The 22,158-nt window shown below is 65.5% G+C and carries 20 protein-coding genes and 1 pseudogene; 9 read left to right on the forward strand and 12 right to left on the reverse strand.

Features of this window, described 5'->3' with window-relative positions; genetic code table 11:
- Positions 1–147 precede the first annotated feature (147 nt).
- The 7 genes from zomB to cobM all read right to left on the reverse strand — a co-directional run bounded on the left by zomB (position 148) and on the right by cobM (position 8,097).
- Positions 148–2,013 carry a flagellar motor control protein ZomB gene (gene zomB, locus CH256_RS26020; RefSeq protein ID WP_094638931.1) on the reverse strand — a complete coding sequence of 622 codons (1,866 nt, stop codon included), beginning with the start codon at positions 2,011–2,013 and terminating at the stop codon, positions 148–150.
- A complete protein-coding gene (locus tag CH256_RS26025; protein WP_068054311.1) occupies positions 1,991–2,896 on the reverse strand; it encodes a decaprenyl-phosphate phosphoribosyltransferase in 906 nt (301 codons plus the stop codon). The genes zomB and CH256_RS26025 overlap by 23 nt, the downstream gene beginning before the upstream one ends.
- Positions 2,893–3,429, reverse strand: coding sequence for a phosphatase PAP2 family protein (locus CH256_RS26030; protein WP_094638932.1), 537 nt, complete (start codon positions 3,427–3,429; stop codon positions 2,893–2,895). Before CH256_RS26030 ends, CH256_RS26025 begins: the two co-directional genes overlap by 4 nt.
- Positions 3,407–5,314 (reverse strand): glycosyltransferase, encoded by a 1,908-nt coding sequence (locus CH256_RS26035; RefSeq protein WP_068054308.1) that lies wholly within the window; start codon positions 5,312–5,314, stop codon positions 3,407–3,409. Before CH256_RS26035 ends, CH256_RS26030 begins: the two co-directional genes overlap by 23 nt.
- Complete coding sequence (gene glf / locus CH256_RS26040; RefSeq protein ID WP_176460223.1) at positions 5,311–6,540, reverse strand: UDP-galactopyranose mutase; 1,230 nt, start codon at positions 6,538–6,540, stop codon at positions 5,311–5,313. The genes CH256_RS26035 and glf overlap by 4 nt, the downstream gene beginning before the upstream one ends.
- 67 nt (positions 6,541–6,607) lie before the next feature.
- Positions 6,608–7,357, reverse strand: coding sequence for a precorrin-6A synthase (deacetylating) (cobF, locus tag CH256_RS26045; RefSeq protein ID WP_176460224.1), 750 nt, complete (start codon positions 7,355–7,357; stop codon positions 6,608–6,610).
- Positions 7,354–8,097: a precorrin-4 C(11)-methyltransferase gene (gene cobM / locus CH256_RS26050; protein WP_094638935.1), complete on the reverse strand. Its 744-nt coding sequence runs from the start codon at positions 8,095–8,097 to the stop codon at positions 7,354–7,356. Before cobM ends, cobF begins: the two co-directional genes overlap by 4 nt.
- A gap of 217 nt (positions 8,098–8,314) precedes the next feature.
- Between cobM and CH256_RS26055 the strand changes: the two genes are divergently transcribed.
- The gene (locus tag CH256_RS26055; protein ID WP_094671292.1) at positions 8,315–10,549 is read left to right on the forward strand and encodes an N-acetylmuramoyl-L-alanine amidase; all 2,235 of its coding nucleotides are present in this window, start codon (positions 8,315–8,317) and stop codon (positions 10,547–10,549) included.
- Positions 10,550–10,628: 79 nt separating this feature from the next.
- On the opposite strand, the gene CH256_RS26060 is transcribed toward CH256_RS26055, so the two are convergent.
- On the reverse strand, positions 10,629–11,465 hold the full coding sequence (locus CH256_RS26060; RefSeq protein WP_094638937.1) for an HAD family hydrolase: 837 nt from the start codon (positions 11,463–11,465) through the stop codon (positions 10,629–10,631).
- A 75-nt stretch (positions 11,466–11,540) separates the two neighbouring features.
- Here CH256_RS26060 and CH256_RS26065 point away from each other — a divergent pair, with 75 nt between their 5' ends.
- The 6 genes from CH256_RS26065 (at position 11,541) to CH256_RS26090 (ending at position 17,454) form a co-directional block, all read left to right on the forward strand.
- A complete protein-coding gene (locus CH256_RS26065; protein ID WP_094671294.1) occupies positions 11,541–12,572 on the forward strand; it encodes an NADP-dependent oxidoreductase in 1,032 nt (343 codons plus the stop codon).
- A 57-nt stretch (positions 12,573–12,629) separates the two neighbouring features.
- Complete coding sequence (msrA, locus tag CH256_RS26070; protein WP_068054290.1) at positions 12,630–13,142, forward strand: peptide-methionine (S)-S-oxide reductase MsrA; 513 nt, start codon at positions 12,630–12,632, stop codon at positions 13,140–13,142.
- A gap of 113 nt (positions 13,143–13,255) precedes the next feature.
- Positions 13,256–14,527, forward strand: a complete 1,272-nt coding sequence (locus CH256_RS26075; protein WP_094638941.1) for a YhgE/Pip domain-containing protein — start codon at positions 13,256–13,258, stop codon at positions 14,525–14,527.
- A gap of 19 nt (positions 14,528–14,546) precedes the next feature.
- Positions 14,547–15,290 (forward strand): CPBP family intramembrane glutamic endopeptidase, encoded by a 744-nt coding sequence (locus CH256_RS26080; protein ID WP_037187130.1) that lies wholly within the window; start codon positions 14,547–14,549, stop codon positions 15,288–15,290.
- A 5-nt stretch (positions 15,291–15,295) separates the two neighbouring features.
- Positions 15,296–15,889: a DinB family protein gene (locus CH256_RS26085; protein ID WP_094671296.1), complete on the forward strand. Its 594-nt coding sequence runs from the start codon at positions 15,296–15,298 to the stop codon at positions 15,887–15,889.
- 140 nt (positions 15,890–16,029) lie between these two features.
- Positions 16,030–17,454, forward strand: a complete 1,425-nt coding sequence (locus CH256_RS26090) for an HNH endonuclease signature motif containing protein (RefSeq protein WP_094671298.1) — start codon at positions 16,030–16,032, stop codon at positions 17,452–17,454.
- A gap of 64 nt (positions 17,455–17,518) precedes the next feature.
- Here CH256_RS26090 and CH256_RS28255 read toward each other — a convergent pair whose 3' ends face one another.
- Positions 17,519–18,160: a hypothetical protein gene (locus CH256_RS28255; RefSeq protein WP_179272234.1), complete on the reverse strand. Its 642-nt coding sequence runs from the start codon at positions 18,158–18,160 to the stop codon at positions 17,519–17,521.
- 127 nt (positions 18,161–18,287) lie between these two features.
- Here CH256_RS28255 and CH256_RS26100 point away from each other — a divergent pair, with 127 nt between their 5' ends.
- Positions 18,288–18,971 carry a response regulator transcription factor gene (locus CH256_RS26100; RefSeq protein WP_094671300.1) on the forward strand — a complete coding sequence of 228 codons (684 nt, stop codon included), beginning with the start codon at positions 18,288–18,290 and terminating at the stop codon, positions 18,969–18,971.
- Positions 18,968–20,386 carry a sensor histidine kinase gene (locus tag CH256_RS26105; RefSeq protein ID WP_256989554.1) on the forward strand — a complete coding sequence of 473 codons (1,419 nt, stop codon included), beginning with the start codon at positions 18,968–18,970 and terminating at the stop codon, positions 20,384–20,386. Before CH256_RS26100 ends, CH256_RS26105 begins: the two co-directional genes overlap by 4 nt.
- On the opposite strand, the gene CH256_RS26110 is transcribed toward CH256_RS26105, so the two are convergent.
- From CH256_RS26110 to CH256_RS26120, 3 genes and pseudogenes are all read right to left on the reverse strand, one after another.
- Positions 20,387–20,872 carry a GNAT family N-acetyltransferase gene (locus tag CH256_RS26110; RefSeq protein ID WP_094638946.1) on the reverse strand — a complete coding sequence of 162 codons (486 nt, stop codon included), beginning with the start codon at positions 20,870–20,872 and terminating at the stop codon, positions 20,387–20,389.
- Positions 20,873–20,881: 9 nt separating this feature from the next.
- The gene (locus CH256_RS26115) at positions 20,882–21,622 is read right to left on the reverse strand and encodes a lysophospholipid acyltransferase family protein (protein ID WP_094671304.1); all 741 of its coding nucleotides are present in this window, start codon (positions 21,620–21,622) and stop codon (positions 20,882–20,884) included.
- 248 nt (positions 21,623–21,870) lie between these two features.
- A pseudogene (locus CH256_RS26120) lies at positions 21,871–22,158 on the reverse strand (hypothetical protein); the annotation flags it as partial.

The following is a 22,158-nucleotide window of genomic DNA, read 5'->3' on the forward strand; positions in this document are numbered from 1 at the left end:
GTCTGCCGCCCGACCACACAGGTCGGACGCATACACATCCTCCGCACTTATCGCGCGAAGGACGACCCCCGTTACATGATCGAGATAGCTCATCTTGGCGTCGACACCAATTCGGCGCAACCCGGTGACCTTTTCGTGTTCGGACACCTAATTGTCCGCCTTCAATATCGGAGCCGGAAGATCACATCGTTGTATTTCGTACTTCGGCACCCGATCGAACCGATATCCGGCGTAGAAGAGCGAACGCTTGACATTCCGGACGAACAAATCCTTCGTCAACGGCGCTCGATACGAGGTGAGCAGTTCCTGGGTGTCGGGGCAGGTCAGCGCAACCTGAGCCTCGGTGACCCAGTCCTCGTCCATGTACCAGGGCAGGTACGGATGAACGGCGACGAGGCCGAGATCGGCCACCACCCAGTCCGGATAGAGATTCTTGTCGTGTCCGATCCGGCCGTTCTCGAGCCGCTCGGTGTGCGACGCCAACGGGTACGCCAGTCCCATCTGGTCGATGACCCGCACGTCGAGGCCGACGTTCATGCTGGTCATTCCGAGGTTCAGGAAGAAGACGGTGTGACCGAAGCCACCTTCCGGGATGGGGAGTGGTGGGGGAACGACATCCCAGTACGTGAACTGCGCCGACGGCAACAGCAGGCCGCCGTCCGGAGTGTCCTCGATCGCCTCGACCATCCCGCGCATCCGCGGGTAGTCGAGGTAGTCCGCGGCCAGGATCGGGTGGGCGTGCCCGGTGTTGAGCGAGTAGAACGCCCGCTCGTCGACGATGCCACTGCGGCCGACGATCGAACCCTGCGGCATACCCGTCGTATTGGCAGCCACGACGGCCCAGACCACGATGCCGCCCCAGACGAAAAGATCGGCGAAGAATATCGCGGTGGCGCGGTCTGCAGACCATCGTTTCGGAAGGGCGACCGGCAGCACCGAAATCGGCAACAAAAGCGTGAACAATGCCGGCAACAATGTGCGGCCGTGCATGAAATCGCCGCCGACGCGAATCGCGTACAAAGCCAGCAGAAGGCCACTGATCAATACGAAGACGACCACGGCGGTCGGCGTCCGTAGCGCTGCGAGCCAGCCGCCGACGGTGCGGGGCAGGGACAACCGCACTCGGGAGGCCGACAGAACGGCACCGACGACGAGCAGTAGGAGTGGCAGCCACAGCAGGTACGGGCCCACGAGGTTGGACAGGTACTCGAACCCCTGCGACCACTTGGCTCCGCCGGCATCCTTCGACACCGCGGTGTTGGGGTACGGCAGGCCGTAGTAGCCCATGCGCCAGATCTGGTAGAGCACCGGCACGGCTCCGGCGAAAACGAACACTCGGAGCCTGGACGACCAACTCTGCGGGGCCAGGAAGATCATCGCCAGCGCGAGCACCGCCACGATGGACAGTTCCGGACGCACCAGCGGGCCGAGGCCGGCGAAGAACGCCAGCAGCAGCAGCTCGGCGCCACCGCTCCGGCGCTGGCCCCAGCGAACCATCAGCAGCCACAGCATCGCCAGCCAGAAGATGACCAGGCAGGTCTCGAGGCCGGACGTCGCGAAGTCGCGGGCAGGAGGAACCGCGATGTAGACCAGGACGCCTGCGGGCAGGAACAGGGTCTTCGATGCGGTACGTCCTCGCAGCGCGAACGTGCCGATCATCGCGATGACGACGGCGGCCGTGGACAGCACGAGCGCGATCGTCAGGACGACGTACTCGAGGCGTCCCTCGCTCAGCCAACTGCCTGCGTAGACGAGGTACGTCCAGATGGTGCTGGTGTTGGTCTCGACTCGTTCGCCCGCGTTGAACACCGGTCCGTTGCCGGCCAGCAGGTTGCGGACGGTGCGCAGCACGATCAGCCCGTCGTCGGCGATCCAGCGGCGCTCCCACGCACCCCAGAGGAACAACGCCCCGGTGACCACGGTCCCGATCCAGAAGACGGGCCGGGTGATCGATGCCCGAGCGGACTTCTCTTCTCGCGCGTCTCGCTGGTCAGGCGAGGTAGACAGCGACACCAACCACTCCGATCCACGCTATGGCGAGTAGCTGGAGAACCCTGTCTCCCAACGCGATCTCTTCGGGTTCGCCTGCCTCGCCGCCATCGACATCCACTGCGTATCGCAGGATTGCGATGGTAAACGGAATCATCGAGATCGCGAACCAGTTGGCGTCCGTGCCCGCGTCTTCCTGGAACGCCCACAGGCCGTAACAGATGACGACGGCCGTTGCCGACAGCGTCCAGACGAATCGCAGGTATGTGGTGGTGTAGTTCTCGAGCGATTTGCGGATCTTCGCTCCGGTGCGTTCGGCGAGCTGCAGCTCGGCGTAGCGCTTGCCGGCAGCCATGAAGAGCGATCCGAACGCCATGATCAGCAGGAACCACTGCGACAGCGGGATCGACGCGGCGACGCCACCGGCGATCGCGCGCAACAGGAAGCCCGAGGACACGATGCAGATGTCGAGCACGGCCTGGTGCTTGAGACCGAAGCAGTACGCCAGCTGGATCACGATGTAGACGCCGATGACCAGCGCCAGCTTCCAGTTCGCGAGGAACGACAGACCGATGGCGAGGGCGAAGGACACCACGGCCATCGCGTAGGCGATGTTGACGGGCAGCACGCCCGCGGCGATCGGCCGGAACCGCTTGGTGGGGTGTGCGCGGTCGGCCTCGACATCGAGGGCGTCGTTGACGAGGTAGACCCCGGACGCGGCGAAGCAGAACACGACGAACGCGAGCGCGACGGACAGCAGCACGTCGGGGTCGGTGACCGAGCCCGCCGCCAGCGGTGCAGCGAGCACCAGGACGTTCTTGACCCACTGACGCGGACGAAGCGCCTTGACGATGCCGTCCGCCAGGTTCTTCGGCGGCGCGCCTACGGGTGCGGCATCCTCGCTCATTTGTCTCCTTCGAACTTCACGACGGCCGCAGCCGTCAACGCGCCGAGTGCAGATCCTGCCAGCACATCGGTGGGGTAGTGGACTCCGAGCACCAAGCGCGAGAGCAGCATGGGTGGGACGAGGACCGCCGGTAACGGTAGCCCGGTCACCCGGCCGAGGAGAACCGCGGCGGCTGTGGTGGATGTCGCATGCGAGGACGGAAAGCTCAGCTTGCTGGGCGTCGAGACGTTGATGCGCACGGCCGGATCGTGGGGACGTGGCCGGCGCACGATTCGCTTGATGACGATCGACGCGGCGTGGGAGCCCACTGCCCCGACTGCCACCGAGGCCCACTGACGCCGACGCGGCTTGTCCAGCGCAGCACCGATACCGGCGATCGCGACCCAGCCGAGTGCGTGTTCGCCGAAGTGCGACATGCCGCGGGCGACGGTGATCGCGCCCGGTGTACTGCCGACGGTGCTCTGCACCTTCTCGAGGATCCTGACTTCCGTCGGGGCCTCGGTCTGGCCCTTACGCCTGGTAACGAAAGACACGTTCCCACGTTTCCTTACTGGTCAGGTGCGGCACGGCATCGCGATACCGAGCCTTGAGGGCGGGGAATTCGGCCGCCAACTGCTTGCGCAGCGACAGTGCTTCCTTGAGCAACGCCGCGGCCTGAGCGCGGTCTCGCTTGCGGTAGACGACGCCCCGGCCGTCGGCGGTGGTGACGGTGACGCCGTCGACCTGGGAGAGCAGGAACCAGCGCGCGTCGAGAGTCGGGACGTTGAGCTGTGGGCGGTCGTGATGCTGAGTGTGCGCAGGCTTTGCGTTGTGCAGCAAGCCTTTTGCCAATCGGCTGATCTTGGCGAGCGGGTTGGTCGGCAGCCCGACGGCTCCCACCTCCTCACCGGACGCGAGGGGCAGCTCCGTGGAACTGCCCACGACGACGGCGTCGGGAAATTCCTTGCGCAGTGCGTGCACGGTCGGCAGCGCGGTGGGGAGGATCTCGAGGATGTGCTCGGGGCCGGCCAAGAAGTCGCGGATCGCGAGGTTCTGAATGGCGACCGTCGAGTATTCGAGGCACAGCAGATGCTTGACCGTGGCCTTGATCGTGTCGAGCACCAGGCCCTTGCCGTCGCCCGGCATGTGCAGCGATGCGACCACGAGGCGGTTGCGCAGATGGAAGTACGCCTGCCAGTCGATGGCGTCGTCCTTGTCGCTCCACGCCATGTGCCAGATGGCCGCGCCCGGCAGTGTCACCGTCGGGTAGCCGGCTTCCCGTGCGCGCAACCCGTATTCGGCGTCGTCCCACTTGATGAACAGCGGCAGTGGCTGCCCCAGTTCCTCGGCGACGACGCGGGGGATCATGCACATCCACCAGCCGTTGTAGTCGACGTCGATGCGGCGGTGCAGCAGTTTGCTGGTGCGCAGCGGGTCCTCGGAAAAGTCGTGGTCGTACTCCACGTTCTGTGCGCCGGTCCACATGAAGTTGCCGCGATCGATCACTTCGCCCATGACGTGCAGGTGGCTGCGCGCCTGCAGGTTGAGCATCTGGCCACCGACGAGCGTGGGGACCTTGGCGAATCGCGACATCGCCAGCGCCCGCAGGATCGAGTCGGGCTCGATCTCGATGTCGTCGTCCATGAACAGAATGTGTTGGCACGAGGTGTTGTTCAGTGCCTCGTACATGATGCGGCTGTATCCGCCGGACCCGCCGAGGTTGGCCTGATCGTGGATGGCGAGTCGGCCGCCGAGGGCTGCTGCCGCCTCGTCGAACCCTGGCTCGTCCTTGGCCTTGCGGGTGCCCTGATCCGGCATGATGACGGCTTGGATCACGTCGAGCACCAACGGATCCGAGCCAAGGGCCACAAGGGCTTTGACTGCGTCGGCCGGACGGTTGAACGTGGGGATACCGACGGCAACGGTGGCCTCACCGGGAGCCTCGATCGGCGCGTACCAGCCCGCACTCTCGAGAACCACCTCGGAATCGGAGGTGATGTCGAACCAGATCCAGCCGCCGTCCTCGAACGGACCGAGATCGATCAGAAACTCTTGCGCCGCATCGCCGTCCACGGCTTCACGGCCCTCGACGTGGATGCGCGACGCATCGGCCTTGGACCGGTAGACGTCGATTCGGCAGTGTCCGGAGACCTCGACGCGCAGCACCACGGACTTCAGGACGCTGTAGCGCCGCCAGTAGCTCGCCGGGAACGCGTTGAAATAGGTACAGAACGACACCTCGGACTCGGAGCCGATCGTGACCGAGGTCCGCGAGAGCGAGTGTGCCCGTTTGGCGTTGGTGAGCGCCTCTTCGAGGTACAGCGTGCGCACGTCGAGCGGTTCACCGGAGCGCGGCAGCAACACCCGCTGCAGCAGTGACTTGCCGAGAACCGGCGCGGCGTCGGCGATGCCGTCCTCGAGGAGGTGCTTGGCGGTCACTTGTCGCCTGCCAGGGGTGCACCGGTCTCGAAGTGCGGAGCCAGGGTGTTCTCGTACATGTTCAACGCGCTCGCGATGGCCATGTGCATGTCCAGGTACTGGTAGGTGCCGAGTCGGCCACCGAACAGCACTCCGCTCGCGGCGGCTTCGGCCTTGGCGCGGTCGCGGTAGGCCTCGAGCTTCTGCCGATCGTCGGGGGTGTTGATCGGGTAGTACGGCTCGTCGCCGCTCTTGGCGAAGCGGGAGAACTCGCGCATGATGACCGTCTTGTCGGTCGGGTACTGGCGCTCGGGGTGGAAGTGACGGAACTCGTGGATCCGGATGAACGGCACGTCGCCGTCGTTGTAGTTCATCACCGGGGTGCCCTGGAAGTCACCCGTCGGAAGTACCTCGGTCTCGAAATCGATTGTGCGCCAACCCAGTTCGCCCTCGGAATAGTCGAAGTAGCGGTCCAGTGGGCCGGTGTAGACGATGGGAGCGTCGGGGCTCTCGGCCACGAGCTCGGCCTTGACGTCGAACCAGTCCGTGTTCAATCGGACCTCGATCTTCTCGTCGGCGGCCATCTTCTCGAGCCACGCGGTGTAGCCGTCGACCGGCAGTCCCTCGTAGGTGTCGTTGAAGTAGCGGTTGTCGAACGTGTACCGCACCGGCAATCGGGTGATGTTGCCCGCGGGCAGGTTCTTCGGATCGGTCTGCCACTGCTTGGCGGTGTAGTCCTTGATGAACGCCTCGTACAGCGGGCGCCCGATCAACGAGATCGCCTTCTCCTCGAAGTTCTGCGCATCCTTCGAGTCGAACTCGTCGGACTGCTCTTCGATGAGTGCCCGCGCCTCGGCAGGCGAGAAGTACTTGCCGAAGAACTGCGAGATCAGGCCCAGGCCCATCGGGAACTGATACGACTGGCCCTTGTGCAGGGCGAAGACACGGTGCTGGTAGCTCGTGAAGTCGGTGAACTGGTTGACGTAGTCCCAGACCCGCTTGTTCGAGGTGTGGAACAGATGCGCGCCGTACTTGTGGATCTCGATACCCGTCTCGGGCTCGGCCTCGGAGTACGCGTTGCCACCCAGGTGGTGCCGCCGATCCAGCACGAGGACACGCTTGCCCAACTGGGACGCCGCCCGCTCCGCCACGGTCAGTCCGAAGAACCCGGATCCGACGACGATGAGGTCGTATCGGCCGGTCACGGAGGCGTCGGAAGAGGTGGTCTCGGGGCTTACAGCAGTCACGGGCAACCAGGGTATCCGACGATCGTGACCGCTCTGCCCCGCCAGGCGTCGGTCGGCCGGTCGGATGTCAACCGGGCAGGCGTCGAAGCAGGTAGGTATCCATCACCCAGCCGTGCCGGGACTTGACCTCCTCGCGGGCGCGGCGAATCTCGCCCAGCACGTCGTCGAGCGGACCCGACACCAGCTTCTCGTCCGCCGTCCCCAGGTTGGCACCCCAGTGGATGCCCCACCCTGCGCCGGTCAGCGCGCTGCAGGCCAGCTTGCCGTCGAGCATGACCACGAGGTTGTCGAGACCGGCCGCGACATCGCCTGCCAGGTTGCGGCCGGTGGTGATGACGATCGGCCCGCCGATGCGGTTGAGCACGAGGCGGTGACTCGCCGCCAGCATCGACACGCTGGAGATACCGGGTGTGACATCGAACTCGATGTCACCGCGCAACGCGGCCAGTCGCTCGACGACGCGGATCGTGCTGTCGTACAGCGCGGGGTCTCCCCAGACGAGAAATCCGACGACGGTGCTGTCGGCGAGGCCGTCGAGCACATCGGCGTAGGCGCGGGCGCGGGCGTCGTGCCAATCGAGGACAGCGGTCTCGTACTGCCGGGGCGATCGGTCGCGTGGCGGGTCGGGCACCTCGATCACCCGGTAGCTACCGCCGTGATGGCGTTCGAGGATCTCCTGCCTGGCTGTTGCGAGATCGCCGACGGAGGCACCCTTGTCCGCGACGATGAACACGTCGACGGCCCGCAGTTTCTCGACGGCCTGGACGGTCACCTGATCCGGGTGTCCACCGCCGATGCCGATCAGATGGATTCTCACGAGCGGTCCCGGCACGCGTCGTACAGGTGGGATTCGGTGACGACGCGTCGAGCCAGGGCTGGCCCCACCAGAATCACCGCCGCCTGTCGTAGGTCGGCGGCCTCGACCTGATCTGCGATGTCGGCCAGGGTGCCGCGCAGGATCAGCTCGTCCGGCTTGCTGGCATGGAAGACGACCGTGGCGGGGCACTCGGGACCGTAGAACTCAATCAGTTCGTCGGCGATGATGCGAGTGCGGGTGATCGCCAGGTGCAGCGCAAGCGTTGCCCTGGTGGCGGCGAAGTTCTTCAGCGCCTCGGTATCGGGCATCGCCGTCGAGCGGGCCTGTGCGCGGGTGAGCACCACCGACTGCGTCACCTCCGGAACCGTCAGCTCGACGCCCAGTGCGGCGGCTGCGGCCGCGTAGGCAGGAACACCAGGGGTGACGTCCCAGGGCACGCCTGCAGCGTCGAGTCGAGCGGACATCTCCGCCAACGCGGAGTAGAGGGACGGGTCGCCCGAGCACAGGCGCGCGACGTCCTCGCCGCGCTCGTGGGCAGCGACCAACTCTTCGGTGATGGCATCGAGGTCGAGTTTCGCGGTGTCGACCAGCCGGGTGCCTGCAGAGCAGTGTTCGAGGATCGCGTCGTCGATGTAGGTGCCGGCGTAGACGCAGACCGGGCTCGATCGCAGGAGCTCGACCGCTCGCAGCGTGAGCAGGTCGGCAGCGCCCGGTCCGGCTCCGATGAAGTGCACAGTCACAGCTCGAAAGCGTAGGTGGGCAGGAGTGGAGCCTGCGGAACGACCCAGGAGTGCAAGCCCCGACGCGCCGCGCCACTCGAACTTCCCGCCGATGGCTAACTGTCAAGCTAAGGTTTAGCCTTGTGTCTGATGGGACTCATGTTGCTGATGTGATTCATGTTGTTCAGTAGCTGGAGATCCTACGACGCGTACCTACCAACAACCAGGGAGTACCGCCTTGCCGAACCGTCGAACGAAGCCGTCGATCGTTCTCGGTGCTGTCGCACTACTGGCCGTCGCAACCCCCTTTGCGGTCGCAGGCCTCACCGACAGCACGACAACCGGAGTTCGACCGGCCAACGAGACAACCCCGGTCACCGTGCCGACCAAGATCGTCGAGACCGCGCTGAGCTCCGCACCGGACATCGTCATTCCGTTGCAGGAACTCACCGGACTGCCGTTGCCGGATCTGCGGCTCTCCGATCTGAAGTACCTACCGCTGCCGGATTCCATCGTGATCCCGCCGATCGAAATCCCGGACATCCCGGGCCTGACCACGCCCGCGCCGGGCAACGCGACAGCACAGGCACCCGTTCCCCGGGTCGATGCATCCGCGCCGGTCAGTCCCCTGCCCGTGAATCCGGAAGCTGCCGATCCGACCGGCCCGCCGCTCGGTGCCGCCGTCAAGGAAATCAAGCAGGACACTCCCTTCAGCATGGTGGCCCTGACCTCCGAGCAGCTCGACGGTGCAGCCGCTCAGGTTCGCCGGCAACTCGAGGACGGATCCTGGGGCCCGTGGCTCGAGACCGCGCCGGTGGACACCACTGCGAGCGACGCCGTTCCCGCTGCGGAAAAGCAAGGCACCGAACCGATCTTCGTCGGACTGACCAATGCAGTGCAGGTGCTGCTGACGCCGCTGACGAGTAGTGCAGCTCCCGAAAGCTTCGCAACTGCACCGGTTCCCGAGGTTCCGGTCGTCGAGCTGCCTGCTGCCGACGCCCCGGCCGAGGTGCCCGCTGCTGCCGAACAGCCGTTGGGCTACACCCCGGCGTCGTCGAGCACGCCTCTGCGTCAACAGGATCCGGCACCTGTCGATCCCGCGGCACCGGCACCTGCAGTCGAGGCACCTGCAGCAGATCGCGCCCAGCCCGAAGCCGCGCCGGAAGGCACGGTGGATCAGTTGGCTGCTGCGGTCGATGACATCAGTGCCGTACTCATCACCCCCGGCACGTCGCCGGTCGACTCGGCATTGAACGACATCGCCACGCCCGTCGCCGGTGACGCAGGCCCCAAGGTCATCACCCGCGCTCAGTGGGGTGCCGACGAGTCGATCCGTTGCGCCACACCGACTGTCGACGACTTCCTCGGCGGTGCCACAGTGCACCACACCGCAGGCAGCAACGACTACTCCAAGTCCGAATCGGCCGAGATCGTCCGCGCCATCTACGCATACCACGCGCAGACACTCGGTTGGTGCGACATCGGCTACAACGTCCTCGTCGACAAGTACGGCCAGATCTTCGAGGGCCGCGCGGGCGGCTTGGACAAGCCGGTCCAGGGCGCACACTCGGGCGGGTTCAACGAGAACACGATGGGCATCGCCATGATGGGCGACTACTCCAACGAGGATCCCTCGCAGGAGACCATCGATTCGGTCGGCAAGTTCCTCGGATGGCGACTCGGCAAGGCCGGTCTCGACCCGAAGGGCACCACCACGATGACCTCGGAGGGAACGGATTTCACGTTTGTCGGCCGCGGCCAGAGTGTCGACCTGCCGGTGATCTTCGGCCACCGCGATGTAGGCAACACCGAATGCCCCGGTGACGCCGGATACGCACGACTCGGAGAAATCCGCGACATCGCTGCGGCAAACCTCGGCGGCGGCGGAGATGCCACTCCGGTATCGCCCGACGCTCCCGATACCGCACCCGACACCGCGGTGACCGACCCGGCACCGTCACGCCCGGGCACCGACGCCAGTTCCACTCTGGGCGAGAACATCCCGGCCCTGGTCGCCGAGCTGCAGCGACTGGCGTCGACCAGTCCCGTCGCACAGAAGTGGTTGGAATCGGGCGGAGAAACCGGCTCGCTCGGCGTTCCGGTGAGCGGCCTGGTGCAGGTGAGCGGCGGCCGCGAGAAGGCGCAGTTCGCCAACGGCGAGATCATCACCAACATGGCCGGTCAGGCCGTGGCCGTCATCGGCAAGATCTTCCAGCAGTACGTGCAGCAGGGTGGCGTAGACGGCATCCTCGGCCTGCCGATCACCGACGAGTTCCGGGTGCCGGAGGGCTTCCGTACCGACTTCGAGAACGGTTCGCTGATCTTCAACGAGCTCACCGGAATCGTCACCACCGTGATCAAGACGTACAACGACACCTACAACGCGGAGATGCAGAACCCCGTCGCGGCGCCGGTGGAACCGGCTCCTGCGGCTGAGCCTGCTCCCGCACCGGAGCCCGCACCCGCGGGCTGAGTTCCGACAGTCGACCAGGGCCGAGTCACCACGGTGACTCGGCCCTCGTCGTGTTCGGATATGCCGGGAGACCCGAGGGTCACCACCAGCGTTCGAGAACCTGTGCCACTCCGTCTTCTGCGTTGGTGACGGTCACCTCGTTCGCCGCCGCGACGGCAGCGGGATGCGCGTTGCCCATCGCCACGCCCAGTCCCACCATCGACAGCATCGGCACGTCGTTGGGCATATCGCCGAAGGCCACGATGTCCTTGACGTCCACCGACAGCGTCTCGGCGACCTTGGCCAAGCCCGATGCCTTGGTGATGCCCGGTGCCGACAGCTCGATGAGTCCGTTGTCGGTGGAGAACGTCAGGTCGGCTCGACCGGAGATCAGCGGGGACAGGATGTCGGCCATGTGTCCGCTGGTGGAGCCGGACAACCGGATCAGCAGCTTGACGGCCGGAACGTCGACCACGTCGTCCTCGGTCATCTCGACGTTGTCCGGGTTCAGCCAGGCGTGCTCGTATCCCGGGGAGCTGACGAACTGCGGTGTGGCCGAGTCGTGCGCCGTCCGGCCCACTCGCTCGGCGGCAAGTCCGCAGCCGGGCAGCGCGCGATACGCGACGTCGGCCAACCACTGCAGCGTCTCGACCGACAGCGTCTCGGCGCTGAGCACGCGATCGTTGGCGGCGTCGTAGATCACCGCACCGTTGGCGCACACCGACATCGGCGCGTATCCCAGCTGATCGACGACGGGGTGGATCCACCGCGGCGGCCGGCCGGTGGACAGCACGAACGGAACTCCGTCGGCCACGACGGCCGAGACGGCGCGCTTGGTGCGCTCGGTGACACGTTCATGCTGGTCGAGCAGGGTGCCGTCGACGTCGCTTGCGACGAGTCGGGGGGCGAGGCGGGTGGTGTTCGGCGCGTTGGTCATCGTGACGTCATTCTGCCCTAGTGTCGAAGCACCCTGTTTTCGACATGCACGTCTTCGATGTGGAAGGAACGGTAGATGACATCTGTGAACCGTCAGATCCGGCTGGCCCAGCGCCCGGTGGGACGACCCGACGAATCGACGTGGAACCTCACCGAGGAACCGATTCCCACTCCTGGCGACGGCGAATTCGTCGTCACCGTCGACTACGTCTCTCTCGACCCGGCCATGCGCGGCTGGCTCAACGATGCGCGCTCGTACGTGCCGCCCGTCGGCATCGGCGAGGTGATGCGAGCGCACGCCGTGGGCCGGGTGCTGGAATCCCACCATCCCGATTATGCAGTCGGAGAGATCGTTTCGGGTTCGTTCGGCGTCACCGAGCATGCACTGTCGGACGGCACGGGGGTACAGAAGGTCGACGAATCCATCGCGCCTGCTCCCACCTGGCTCGGAGCACTCGGATTTCCCGGGCTCACGGCCTATTTCGGTCTGATGGACGTCGGCAAGCTCACCGAAGGCGATACCGTGGTGATCTCCGGAGCCGCCGGTGCCGTGGGCAGTATCGCGGGACAGATCGCGAAAGCCAAGGGAGCCACTGTGATCGGCATTGCCGGTGGACCCGAGAAGTGCGCGTGGCTCACCGAAGAACTGGGCTTCGACGCGGCGATCGACTACAAGAACGAGTCGGTGTACAAGGGCCTGAAGGCGGCTGCACCGAAGGGCATCGACGTGTATTTCGACAACGTCGGCGGCGAAATCCTCGACGCGGCCCTCTCCCGACTGCGCAAGGGAGCGCGAGTGGTGTTGTGCGGAGCGATCTCCGGCTACAACGCGACGGACCCGCAGCCCGGCCCGGCGCACTACCTGTCGCTACTGATCAATCGGGCATCGATGACGGGGTTCATCATCTTCGACTACCTCGATCGCTACCAGGAGGGCATCGAGGCCCTGTCCGAACTGCTCACCAGCGGCAAGATGACCGCACGCGAGCAGATCGAGATCGGCGGAGTCCCCGCCTTCGGGTCGACCCTGAACCTGCTGTTCGACGGGGCGAACACCGGCAAGCTGGTTCTCGAGGTCGGCGAACGCACCCACGACTCGGAATTATGACGCCGCCTCGTTCGTTGAACCCCACGTATCGACCGATAAAGAACTAGGAGAGCAACGATGTCTGCAGCCACCGAAACCGCCATTCTCGCCGGAGGATGCTTCTGGGGAGCCGAAGAGCTCGTCCGCAAGCTCCCGGGAGTGATCTCGACCCGCGTCGGCTACACCGGCGGCGAGGTCCCCAACGCCACGTACCGCAACCACGGCAATCACGCCGAGGGCCTCGAGGTCGTCTACGACCCCACCCAGACGACATACCGGGACCTGCTGGAGTTCTTCTTCCAGATCCACGACCCCACCACCAAGAACCGTCAGGGCAACGACATCGGAGCCAGCTACCGCTCGGCGATCTTCTACCTGAACGACGAGCAGAAGCGCGTCGCCGAGGACACCATCGCCGACGTCGACGCGTCGGGACTGTGGCCCGGCAAGGTCGTCACCGAGGTGACCCCGGCCGGCGATTTCTGGGAGGCCGAGCCCGAGCACCAGGACTACCTGCAGAAGTACCCCGAGGGATACACCTGCCACTGGGTGCGTCCGGAGTGGAAGCTGCCGCGTCGGGCCAACGCCTAGGAGCGGCTGCGCCGTATGTGCGCGTTTACTCGTAGCCTGCTACGAATAAACGCGCACATGGGAGCCGAAGTTGCGACACTGATCCGGTGACCTCCGACAGAACTCCTCGGTCGATGGCCGACGTCCTTCGTTCGCCGCGTTTCTGGCTCGCGCCCATTCTGGTGGTGTCGGCACTGATGTCGTTCCTCGCCGCGCTGTACCTGGGCGGCGTGCTCGACCCCAGGGGCAATCTGCACGACCTCCCCATCGCGATCGTGAACCAGGACGAGGGCGACACCCTCGCGGGCGAGCAGCGCAACATCGGCAACGACATCGTCGAGGGTCTGCTGCAGAACGTCGATTCGGAGAAGGTTGACTTCCGGGAAGTCGGTCCGGCGCAAGCTCAATCACTGCTGTCGACGGCCGAGGCCTACGGTTCCATCGTCATCCCCAGCGATTTCACCAAGAGAATGGGAATCCTCGCCCAGGCGAGCGTGATTCCCGGGGACGTCGAGAAGCCGATCATCACGGTCTACACCAACCCACGTGCCGGCAGTTTCGGAATGTCACTCGTGACCGGAGTGGCGACACCGGCGTTCGAGTCGGTCAATGAAACTGTGGGACAGCAGATCACCGAACAGGTACGCCAACAGCTCGGCGAGACTCAGCTCGCCGGTGCAAGTGCTCTCACCCTCGCGCAGCCGATCGATGTGATCGTTGCACAATACGATCCTCTGCCCGACGGCACCGGCGGTGGCCTGTCCGCCTTCTACTACGCGCTCTTGCTCGTCCTTGCGGGCTTCACCGGTGCGACCATCGTCAGCGCACTCGTCGACGGCCTACTCGGATTCACGCCCACAGAGATCGGTCCCAAGTACATCCATCGGGGACCGACCCTGATCAACCGCTTCCAGACGCTGCTCGTGAAGTGGCTCGTCATGGTCGTACTGGCCATGCTGGTGTCTGCCCTGTATCTGCTGATCAGTCATCTGCTCGGTATGCCGATCACCCACGCCTGGACCCTGTGGATGTACGGCGCGTTCGCGATCACCGCGGTCGGCATCACGGCATTGGCGGTGATGTCCGCGTTCGGCACCGCAGGACTGCTGATCAATTTGATCGTGTTCATCATCCTGGCGTTGCCGTCCTCGGGTGGCACCATTCCCCTCGAAGCCAGCCCGCGGCTCTTCACCTGGCTCGCGCAGTTCGAGCCGATGCACCAGATTTTCCTCGGCACCCGCTCGATCCTGTACTTCAACGCCTCACTCGACGCAGGGCTGCTGCACTCGGTGGGCATGACGTCTCTCGGACTGCTCATCGGGCTCGTGTTCGGTGTGGTGTTCACCCGCATCTACGACCGCAAAGGCCTCGACCGAAGCCTCGATTCACCGGGCGCTCACAGCTGACGCCAGTACACTCGATCCAATGCTTGCTGTGAATCCGGCCGGGAGCGTGGCACCCCGACGCGCCTTCCACGCTTACCTCGACGTCGCCATCGTCGTCCTCGTACTCGTGGGCACCAACCTCATCGCGCACTTCACCACGGTGTGGGCCAGCATCGCGACGGTTCCGATCGCCGCGGTTCTGCTGGTAGTCCTGGCGAACCGGCGCGGTCTGGGGTGGGCCGAACTGGGACTCTCTCCCAAGCAATGGAAGACCGGATCTCTGTACGCACTCGGAGCCGTCGGGGTCGTCCTGACCGTCGTCGCGATCGGTGCGTTGCTGCCGCTGACTCGGCCGTTCTTCATGGCCGACCGATACGCAACCGTTTCTGCAGCCATCGTCGCATCGATGATCGTCATTCCGCTGCAGACCGTCATCCCGGAGGAACTCGCATTCCGCGGGGTGCTGCACGGCACGCTGGGGCGCATCTACGGAGCTCGAGGCGTGTTCGCTGCAGGATCCCTGCTGTTCGGTCTGTGGCACATCGCGTCGTCGCTGGGGCTGACGGCGGGCAACGTGGGGCTGAGCGGATTTCTCGGTGGCGGGCTGTTCGGGCAGATCGTCGGTATCGCGTTGGCCGTCGTGGCGACTGCGGCGGCGGGTGTGGTGTTCACGTGGCTGCGCAGCCGCAGCGGAAGTTTGATCGCCCCCATCGCCCTGCACTGGTCGTTGAACGGACTCGGCGCGCTGGCCGCTGCTCTGGTCTGGCACGCGTCGGTGAGCTGACGAGCATGACCGAGCCGACCAGCATGAAAGACGACCTGCACCAGTACCTGCGGATCGCCCGCGAGAACATGCTGTGGAAGCTCGACGGCCTCACCGAGTACCAGAAACGACGGCCGATGACGCCGACGGGGACGAACCTCCTGGGGCTGATCAAGCACCTGGCGATCGTCGAATACGGCTACTTCGGCCTCACCTTCGGCCGCGAATTCCCGGCCCGATTCACCGAGCTGGAGAAATCAGCTGCGGCGCGATCGAACTCCGACATGTGGGCAGCCGCCGACGAATCCTCCGAGTTCATCGTCGACCTGTACCGCGAGGCTTGGTTGCACGCCGACAAGACCATCGAATCGAACGACCTCGACACCGTCGGACGCGTCCTGCACTGGCCCGCCGAGAAGCAGGAAGTCACGTTGCACCGCGTACTGGTGCATGTGTGCATCGAAACGAATCGACATGCCGGACACGCAGACATCGTGCGCGAGCTCATCGACGATTCCGTCGGGCTGCGACTGGGGAACGAAAACATGACCGACGGCGACGCAGCATGGTGGGCCGCCTACCGAGATGAACTGGAAACCGTTGCCAGAGAAGCTGACTGAGCGCATCACCTGACGTCAGGTTTTACCAACGCCTAGCACACGCCACCGACAGGTTCTGGATAGCGAATAGTTAAGCAGGACAATAGTTTTCGATTGCACTATGGTTTCCAGTCGAACGCGCGTTCGATACACTGGCTTCCATGACCACGGAGATCTGGCAACTGAGCGAGAGCGAACTGCTCGCCGACGCCGCCGCGGTCTCCCATCAAATCCAGTTGCTCGAAGCCCGGCGGATCGCTCTCGTCGCCGAGATCGACACCCGCGTGAGCCGGGAGAAACTCGGCTTCCCCGGACCCGCCGGATGGCTGACCTCCACCACCCTGCTCTCACCGTCCAAGGCCACCAAGATCGTCGCCCTCGCCCGCGGCATGTCTGCGTTTCCCGACATCGCCGACGCCGTGAACACCGGCGTGATGACCATCGACCACGCTGCCCTGATCCTTGCCTTCGCCGAAACCCCACCGGAACACCTGCCGCAAAAGGGTCGCGATGCCGCGCGCGCCGCCTTGATCAAAGCTGCGACAGGACCCGACGCACGCACCGGCCGCATTCGAGCAGCGATCACCAGACTCGAAGACAGCTTCGGCACCAAGAAACCACCCGCCGAGAACACCGACCGCAACGAACTCTTCGCCTCCAAGACATTGAACGGGCGGCTGGTACTCAAAGGAGACTTCGACGCGATCACCGGCGAAAAGCTGCTGACCGCACTCTCCCCGCTGACCGAACCCCACCCCGCCGCCGACGGCACCCAAGACCAGCGCAGCCCCGCCAAGCGCAGAGCCGACGCCTTCGGACACATCCTCGACCAATACCTCGCCTCCAGTGATCGCCCCATCGAAGGCGGAGAACGCCCCCACCTGAACCTGCACATCCGGTTGCAGGACCTCACCGACCTCCAGACCTGCGGAGGCGAAGACGACATCACCGACGACGAAACCTCACGCGCAGCAGCCGAATCCGAGACCGACACAGTCGATCTCGTCGACATCATTACCGGCAACCCCGTAGACACCGACGCAGAAACCGAACCGGACAACGAAAACGGCAGTGGCAGTGGCAGTGGCGATCACGGTGAAGGCGGAGCTGCTGATCGTGGCGCGTATCGAGACTTGTTCGGCGACGGCGCTTCGGTCGGGTGGCTGCCATGGATGGGGCCGCTCTCGCGCAACACCTCCCGCCAGTTGGCGTGTGATTGTGTCCTGACCGCGATCGTGATGGACGAGAACGGCAACCCGTTGAACCTCGCCCGCACCGCCCGCACCGTCACCGCCAAACAACGCAGAGCCCTCACCGCCCGCGATCACGGCTGCGCGTTCCCCGGCTGCGGAAAACCTGCCGCCTGGACCGAAGGACACCACATCTGGCACTGGGGCGACGGCGGCCCCACCGACATGAACAACCTCGTCCTACTCTGCGGGTTCCACCACCGACTGATCCACCACAGTGACTGGGAAGTGTTCATCGGCACCGACAACCACCCCTGGTTCGTACCGCCCGCAACCGTCGACCCCTACCGACAACCCCGACCATCCCACGCCCGAGCCGGCCCCCACATCGCCTGAACCCGCCCAAAGACCACTCCAGCCCCGCACCGAGAACACCGGTGCGGGGCTGGAGAAGGTTGGATCAGGAACCAGAAGGAGCGACAGGTGGTGCGGGAGGAGTAGCGCCATCTGCCGGAGCCGGGGGTGCAGGCGCAGTCGCGCCGTCTCCCTCAGTACCCGGAGTCGGCGGCGCAGGCGGCGTCGCACCATCAGCCGGAGCAGGCGGCGTCGCACCGTCAGCCGGAGCGGGCGGCGTCGCACCGTCTTCCGGTGCGCACAGGGCACCCGGTCCACCCTTACCCGGCCCACTCGGACCTGGGCCACCCTCTCCCGGTCCACCCTTGCCCGGACCACCCGCGGGCGGAGCAGGCGGGGTTTCGCCGTTACCCGGAGCAGGCGGCGTCGCATCATCGGACGGGGTGGGAGCCGTCGATCCGTCGCCGGAGTCCGGAGCGGCCGGCACCGCAGGTGCATCCGACCCGCCACCGCCGTCGGTCCGCTCCCCGAGCGTCGACGACGACGCGACCGTGGACACTCCGGGCGAGACGTCCGGCCCGGTGGCAGCAAATACTGCCGACGCGACAAGCGCCCCTACTGCGAGTCCCGCCGCCGCTGTTGCCACCAGTGGCACACGGCCCTTCGATCGCTTCGGCTTGTTCTGCTGGGGAGCAGCGGGCTCGGCCGGGTTCGAGGCGGCGGGGATCGGCTGGGTCTGATCGTTCACGTTCACTCCTTGTTCGCACTGTCTCGTTCGATTCGTTCTGTCACCGACCCTGCCGCCGCTAGCTGAAGTCACCCTGAAGCTGGGCGCATCTTCAGGATCACTTCAGCTGGTGAGTGACAATCGAGGAATGACATACAGTTCCGCTCCCCGGGTGATGGTGGTGGAGGACTCGCTGCCCATCCGAGAAGCGCTGGTGGCCGCATTCGAGGACGCGGGATTCACCGCCGCGTCCTTGCCCGACGGCGACGGCTTCGAAACCACGATGGCAGGCTTCCGCCCTGACGTGGTGATCCTCGACGTCATGCTGCCCGGTGCGCGGGACGGGTTCGCGCTCATCGACGTCGTCCGTCAGAGCAGTGACGCGGGGATCATCATGGTCACCGCGAAGGACCAGCTCCAGGACCGACTGCGCGGTTTGAGCGACGGTGCCGACGACTACGTGGTCAAGCCGTTTCAACTCGACGAGGTGGTTGCCCGAGCGCGATCGGTGCTGCGTAGACGCGGCAGGTCGTCGGACGCAATCCAAGTGGGCGATCTACTCGTGGACGAATCCGCGGGGGTGGTCACCCGCGCCGGCCACGTCCTCGACCTGACGGCGACCGAACTCCGATTGGCAACCTTCCTCGTCGTGCAGCGCGGTCGCACTGTCTCGAAAACGTCCATCCTCGAGTCGGTCTGGGGTTACGGCGCGTACGACGGCAATCTGGTGGAAGTGCACATCAGTGCCTTGCGTCGCAAGATGGAAGCGCACGGTCCGCGGTTGATCCACACTGTCCGTGGCCTCGGATACGCCCTGCGGGCACCGCAGTGAACCGCACACCCACGCCCTCGTTGCGTACGCGAGTGGTCGCCACCGTTGTCGTCCTGTTCGCGGTGCTGCTACTTGTGGTCGGCGCATCGGTGGATGTGGTTCTGGGCCAGCAGCTTCGACGCGATCTCGATGCTCGCTTGAGCGATCGGGCCGACCGAGCGGTCGAACTGGTCGACAGCGGGGTCAGCGCGCAGGACTTGGTGCAAGCCCTGCAGGGTGACGCTATCCGAGTTCGGATCACCACCGCCGACGGAACGGTCTACGGTGTGCCCGGTGGCGAGCCTCCCGCGCAGGGCGATCGGCCCGCGGCACCCAACCCTCCGTCCGGCCCGTCGAATGCGCCCACTCCCCCGGGACCGCCCAATCCGCCTGCCCCACGTTCCGATTCGCTGGAGATCACGAAGCCCCTACCCGACGGATCGACACTGTCACTCCTCGGCGACACCACCGCGATCGCCGATGTCCGCCAACAATTGCGCATTCTGATGGTGGGTGCCGGTGCCGTCACTCTGCTGCTGGCCGCCGCCGCGCTGATCTACGCGGTGAGGCGCGCGTTGTCACCGCTGGACTCGATGACGTCGGTCGCACGCCGAATCACCAACGGCGACAGGGGACGTCGCCTGCTTCCATCGAAGCCGAACACCGATCTGGGGCGCACAGCATCGGCCGTCGACGAGATGCTCGACGCCCTCGAGGACGCCGAGCGCAAGGAGGCTGCCGCGGCGCAGGCGGCGCGTCGAGCAGAGGAAGACATGCGCCGATTCCTGGCCGACGCGGCACACGAATTGCGTACGCCGGTAGCCGGGATCTCGGCGCTGGCTCAGTCGTTGCAGCGCGACGCCGAGCACCGCCCCGATCGGGTCGGTAGGTGGAGCGAGCTGTTGGTCGGCGAATCCGCGCGGGCGTCGCGCCTGGTGGGAGATATGCTCGATTCCGTTCGCGCAGAGAATACTTCGGAGTTGGAGCTGACCGACGTGGACCTCACCGACGTGGTTCGACGCACCGTCGAGCGCGCGGCTCTGCTGTCCCCGCAGGTCCGGTTCGAGGTGGACGGATCGCAACCGGTGCCGGTCAGGGTGGACGTGGGCCGCGTCGAGCAAATTTTGTCGAACGTCCTCGACAACGCCGCTCGGTTCACTCCGCCCGGCGGGAGAATCCGAGTGCAGACAGGGGCCGACTCACAGGCGTTCGTCACCGTCGACGACGACGGTCCCGGGGTCGACGAGGCGGACCGTGAGCGCATCTTCGAGCGGCTCGTTCGACTCAACTCCGCGCGCGACCGTTCCTCCGGTGGCGTCGGGCTCGGGTTGTCGATCGCGCGGACGTTGGCGCGAGCGCACGGAGGCGAACTCGTCTGTGCCGCAGGGCCTACGGGCGCGAGATTCCGCCTGACACTGCCGAGAGAAGATCGATAGCTACTCGACGATCAGATCCATCAGCAGGCTGTCGTGCCAGCCGGTCGGGCCCTTCTCGTACTTGCGCATGATCCCGACGGGCTCGAATCCGACTGCGCTGTAACAGGCAATCGCTACCGCGTTGTCGGCGGCCGGATCTATCACCAACCGATGATGTCCGAGGTCGACTGTCAGGTATCGCACCAGCGTGCCCACGGCGTCCTTTCCGACCCCGCGACCGTGTACAGCCGGGTCCAAGAAGATGTCGATCGACGCATGCCGGTACATCGGATCGGTCTCTTCGCCGTACTGGATCAATCCCACTGTTGCGCGGTCGATTTCGACGACCAATCGATGCTCTTCGGGGTTGTCGAACGGCCAGTTCTCGTCGGCGTCCTCGTCGCCCCACCGCGCGTACACCTCGGGGGTGTGCAGTATTCGGCGGAGCTCCGGCACGTCCTCGGTGGTGACGGGCCGCAACACGACCCGTTCACCGCGGAGGTTCATCGCACAGTTCTACTCGGCCCGCTTCGCGGCACGGGCAGCGAGGTCTTGGGCGTCGAGCTTGTCCGCTTCTTCGAGAGTCGGTGCGCTGCCGCCCAATCGTGCCGGAACCCAGTACGCGCCCGGCTCGTGGTGGTAGTTCTCCTGCAGTTCCAGCAGCATCTTCTGCATCACCGTACGCAGTTTCTCGGTCAGTTCGTTCGGCGGACCGACCGGAGGCAGCGGCTCACCGACAGCGATCGAGATAGGAGTATTGGTGCGGCCCAACCGCTTCGGGTATCCCTTGGTCCACACACGCTGCGCGCCCCAGATCACCGTCGGGATGATCGGCACGCCTGCCTCGATGGCCATGCGTGCTGCGCCGGACTTGAATTCCTTGATCTCGAAGCTGCGGCTGATGGTCGCCTCGGGATACACGCCCACGAGCTCGCCGTTGCGCAAGCTCTCCACGGCCGCCTTGTAGGACTCGGCACCGGCTCCACGGTCGACAGGGATGTGCCGTAGCGAGCGCATGATCGGGCCGGAGATCTTGTTGTCGAAGACTTCCTTCTTCGCCATGAACCGGATGTAGCGCTTGACCCGTCGCGGCGGCAGCCCGGCGTAGGTGAAGTCCATGTATCCGGTGTGGTTGACGGCGATGACGGCTCCGCCGGTGGCAGGGATGTGTTCCTCGCCCTCGACATCGAATTTCAGGCCCTCGAACGCGAACACTGCACGAGCGATGCCGATGACTGATCGGTAGACGGGTTCCACAGTCCGTTAGCGTAGTCGGTGGACGATGCCGGGGAAAAGGTCCGGGAGATGTCAGGTCCGCTCGAAAGCAACGGGGGAGAAACGACGTGAAGAACAGTGCGGCATCACCGCGGCGGACCAGGGTCGTCCGAAGCGCGCTGCCGCTGATCGCAACGCTCGCTCTGGTCGGAGCCTGCGATTCCGCAGTCGGACTGCCATCCGAGCAGTCGGGAGCGACGAGCACCACCACCGAGGCACCGAGCGACGACTCACAGGCGGCAACTCCGACCACGGCAGCCCCGACCACCACCACGCCCCAGGTAACGATCGACGGTGTAGACGGCGTCTGTCGCGTCGAACACGGGAGCGGTGCCGGTGGGGTAGACGGTGGGGCACGCATAGCCGGCTGCGATCTCACTGCGCTTGACGCTGACCGTGGCGATGGGCCCGGTCCACGTGACGGCGTACTGACCGTCGACGCCGGGGGCGGCAACGGCCGAGGATGGCCTCGGCGTCGACGTACATCGCCGGGATCTCGGTGGGCGGAACCGTCCAGC

Origin of the sequence: Rhodococcus sp. 05-2254-6 (assembly GCF_002258565.1) — a bacterium.
In the GTDB taxonomy this organism is placed as follows: domain Bacteria; phylum Actinomycetota; class Actinomycetes; order Mycobacteriales; family Mycobacteriaceae; genus Rhodococcoides.

What these genes read in the sequence shown, in the direction of transcription:
- CH256_RS26080 (WP_037187130.1), top strand. Translation starts at nt 14,547, where the DNA reads ATGCTTGCTGTGAATCCGGCCGGGAGCGTGGCACCCCGACGCGCCTTC.
- CH256_RS26075 (WP_094638941.1), top strand. Translation starts at nt 13,256, where the DNA reads ATGGCCGACGTCCTTCGTTCGCCGCGTTTCTGGCTCGCGCCCATTCTG.
- CH256_RS26060 (WP_094638937.1), bottom strand. Translation starts at nt 11,465, where the DNA reads ATGACCAACGCGCCGAACACCACCCGCCTCGCCCCCCGACTCGTCGCA.
- CH256_RS26100 (WP_094671300.1), top strand. Translation starts at nt 18,288, where the DNA reads ATGACATACAGTTCCGCTCCCCGGGTGATGGTGGTGGAGGACTCGCTG.
- CH256_RS26110 (WP_094638946.1), bottom strand. Translation starts at nt 20,872, where the DNA reads ATGAACCTCCGCGGTGAACGGGTCGTGTTGCGGCCCGTCACCACCGAG.
- CH256_RS26090 (WP_094671298.1), top strand. Translation starts at nt 16,030, where the DNA reads ATGACCACGGAGATCTGGCAACTGAGCGAGAGCGAACTGCTCGCCGAC.
- msrA (WP_068054290.1), top strand. Translation starts at nt 12,630, where the DNA reads ATGTCTGCAGCCACCGAAACCGCCATTCTCGCCGGAGGATGCTTCTGG.
- CH256_RS26025 (WP_068054311.1), bottom strand. Translation starts at nt 2,896, where the DNA reads ATGAGCGAGGATGCCGCACCCGTAGGCGCGCCGCCGAAGAACCTGGCG.
- CH256_RS26065 (WP_094671294.1), top strand. Translation starts at nt 11,541, where the DNA reads ATGACATCTGTGAACCGTCAGATCCGGCTGGCCCAGCGCCCGGTGGGA.
- CH256_RS26085 (WP_094671296.1), top strand. Translation starts at nt 15,296, where the DNA reads ATGACCGAGCCGACCAGCATGAAAGACGACCTGCACCAGTACCTGCGG.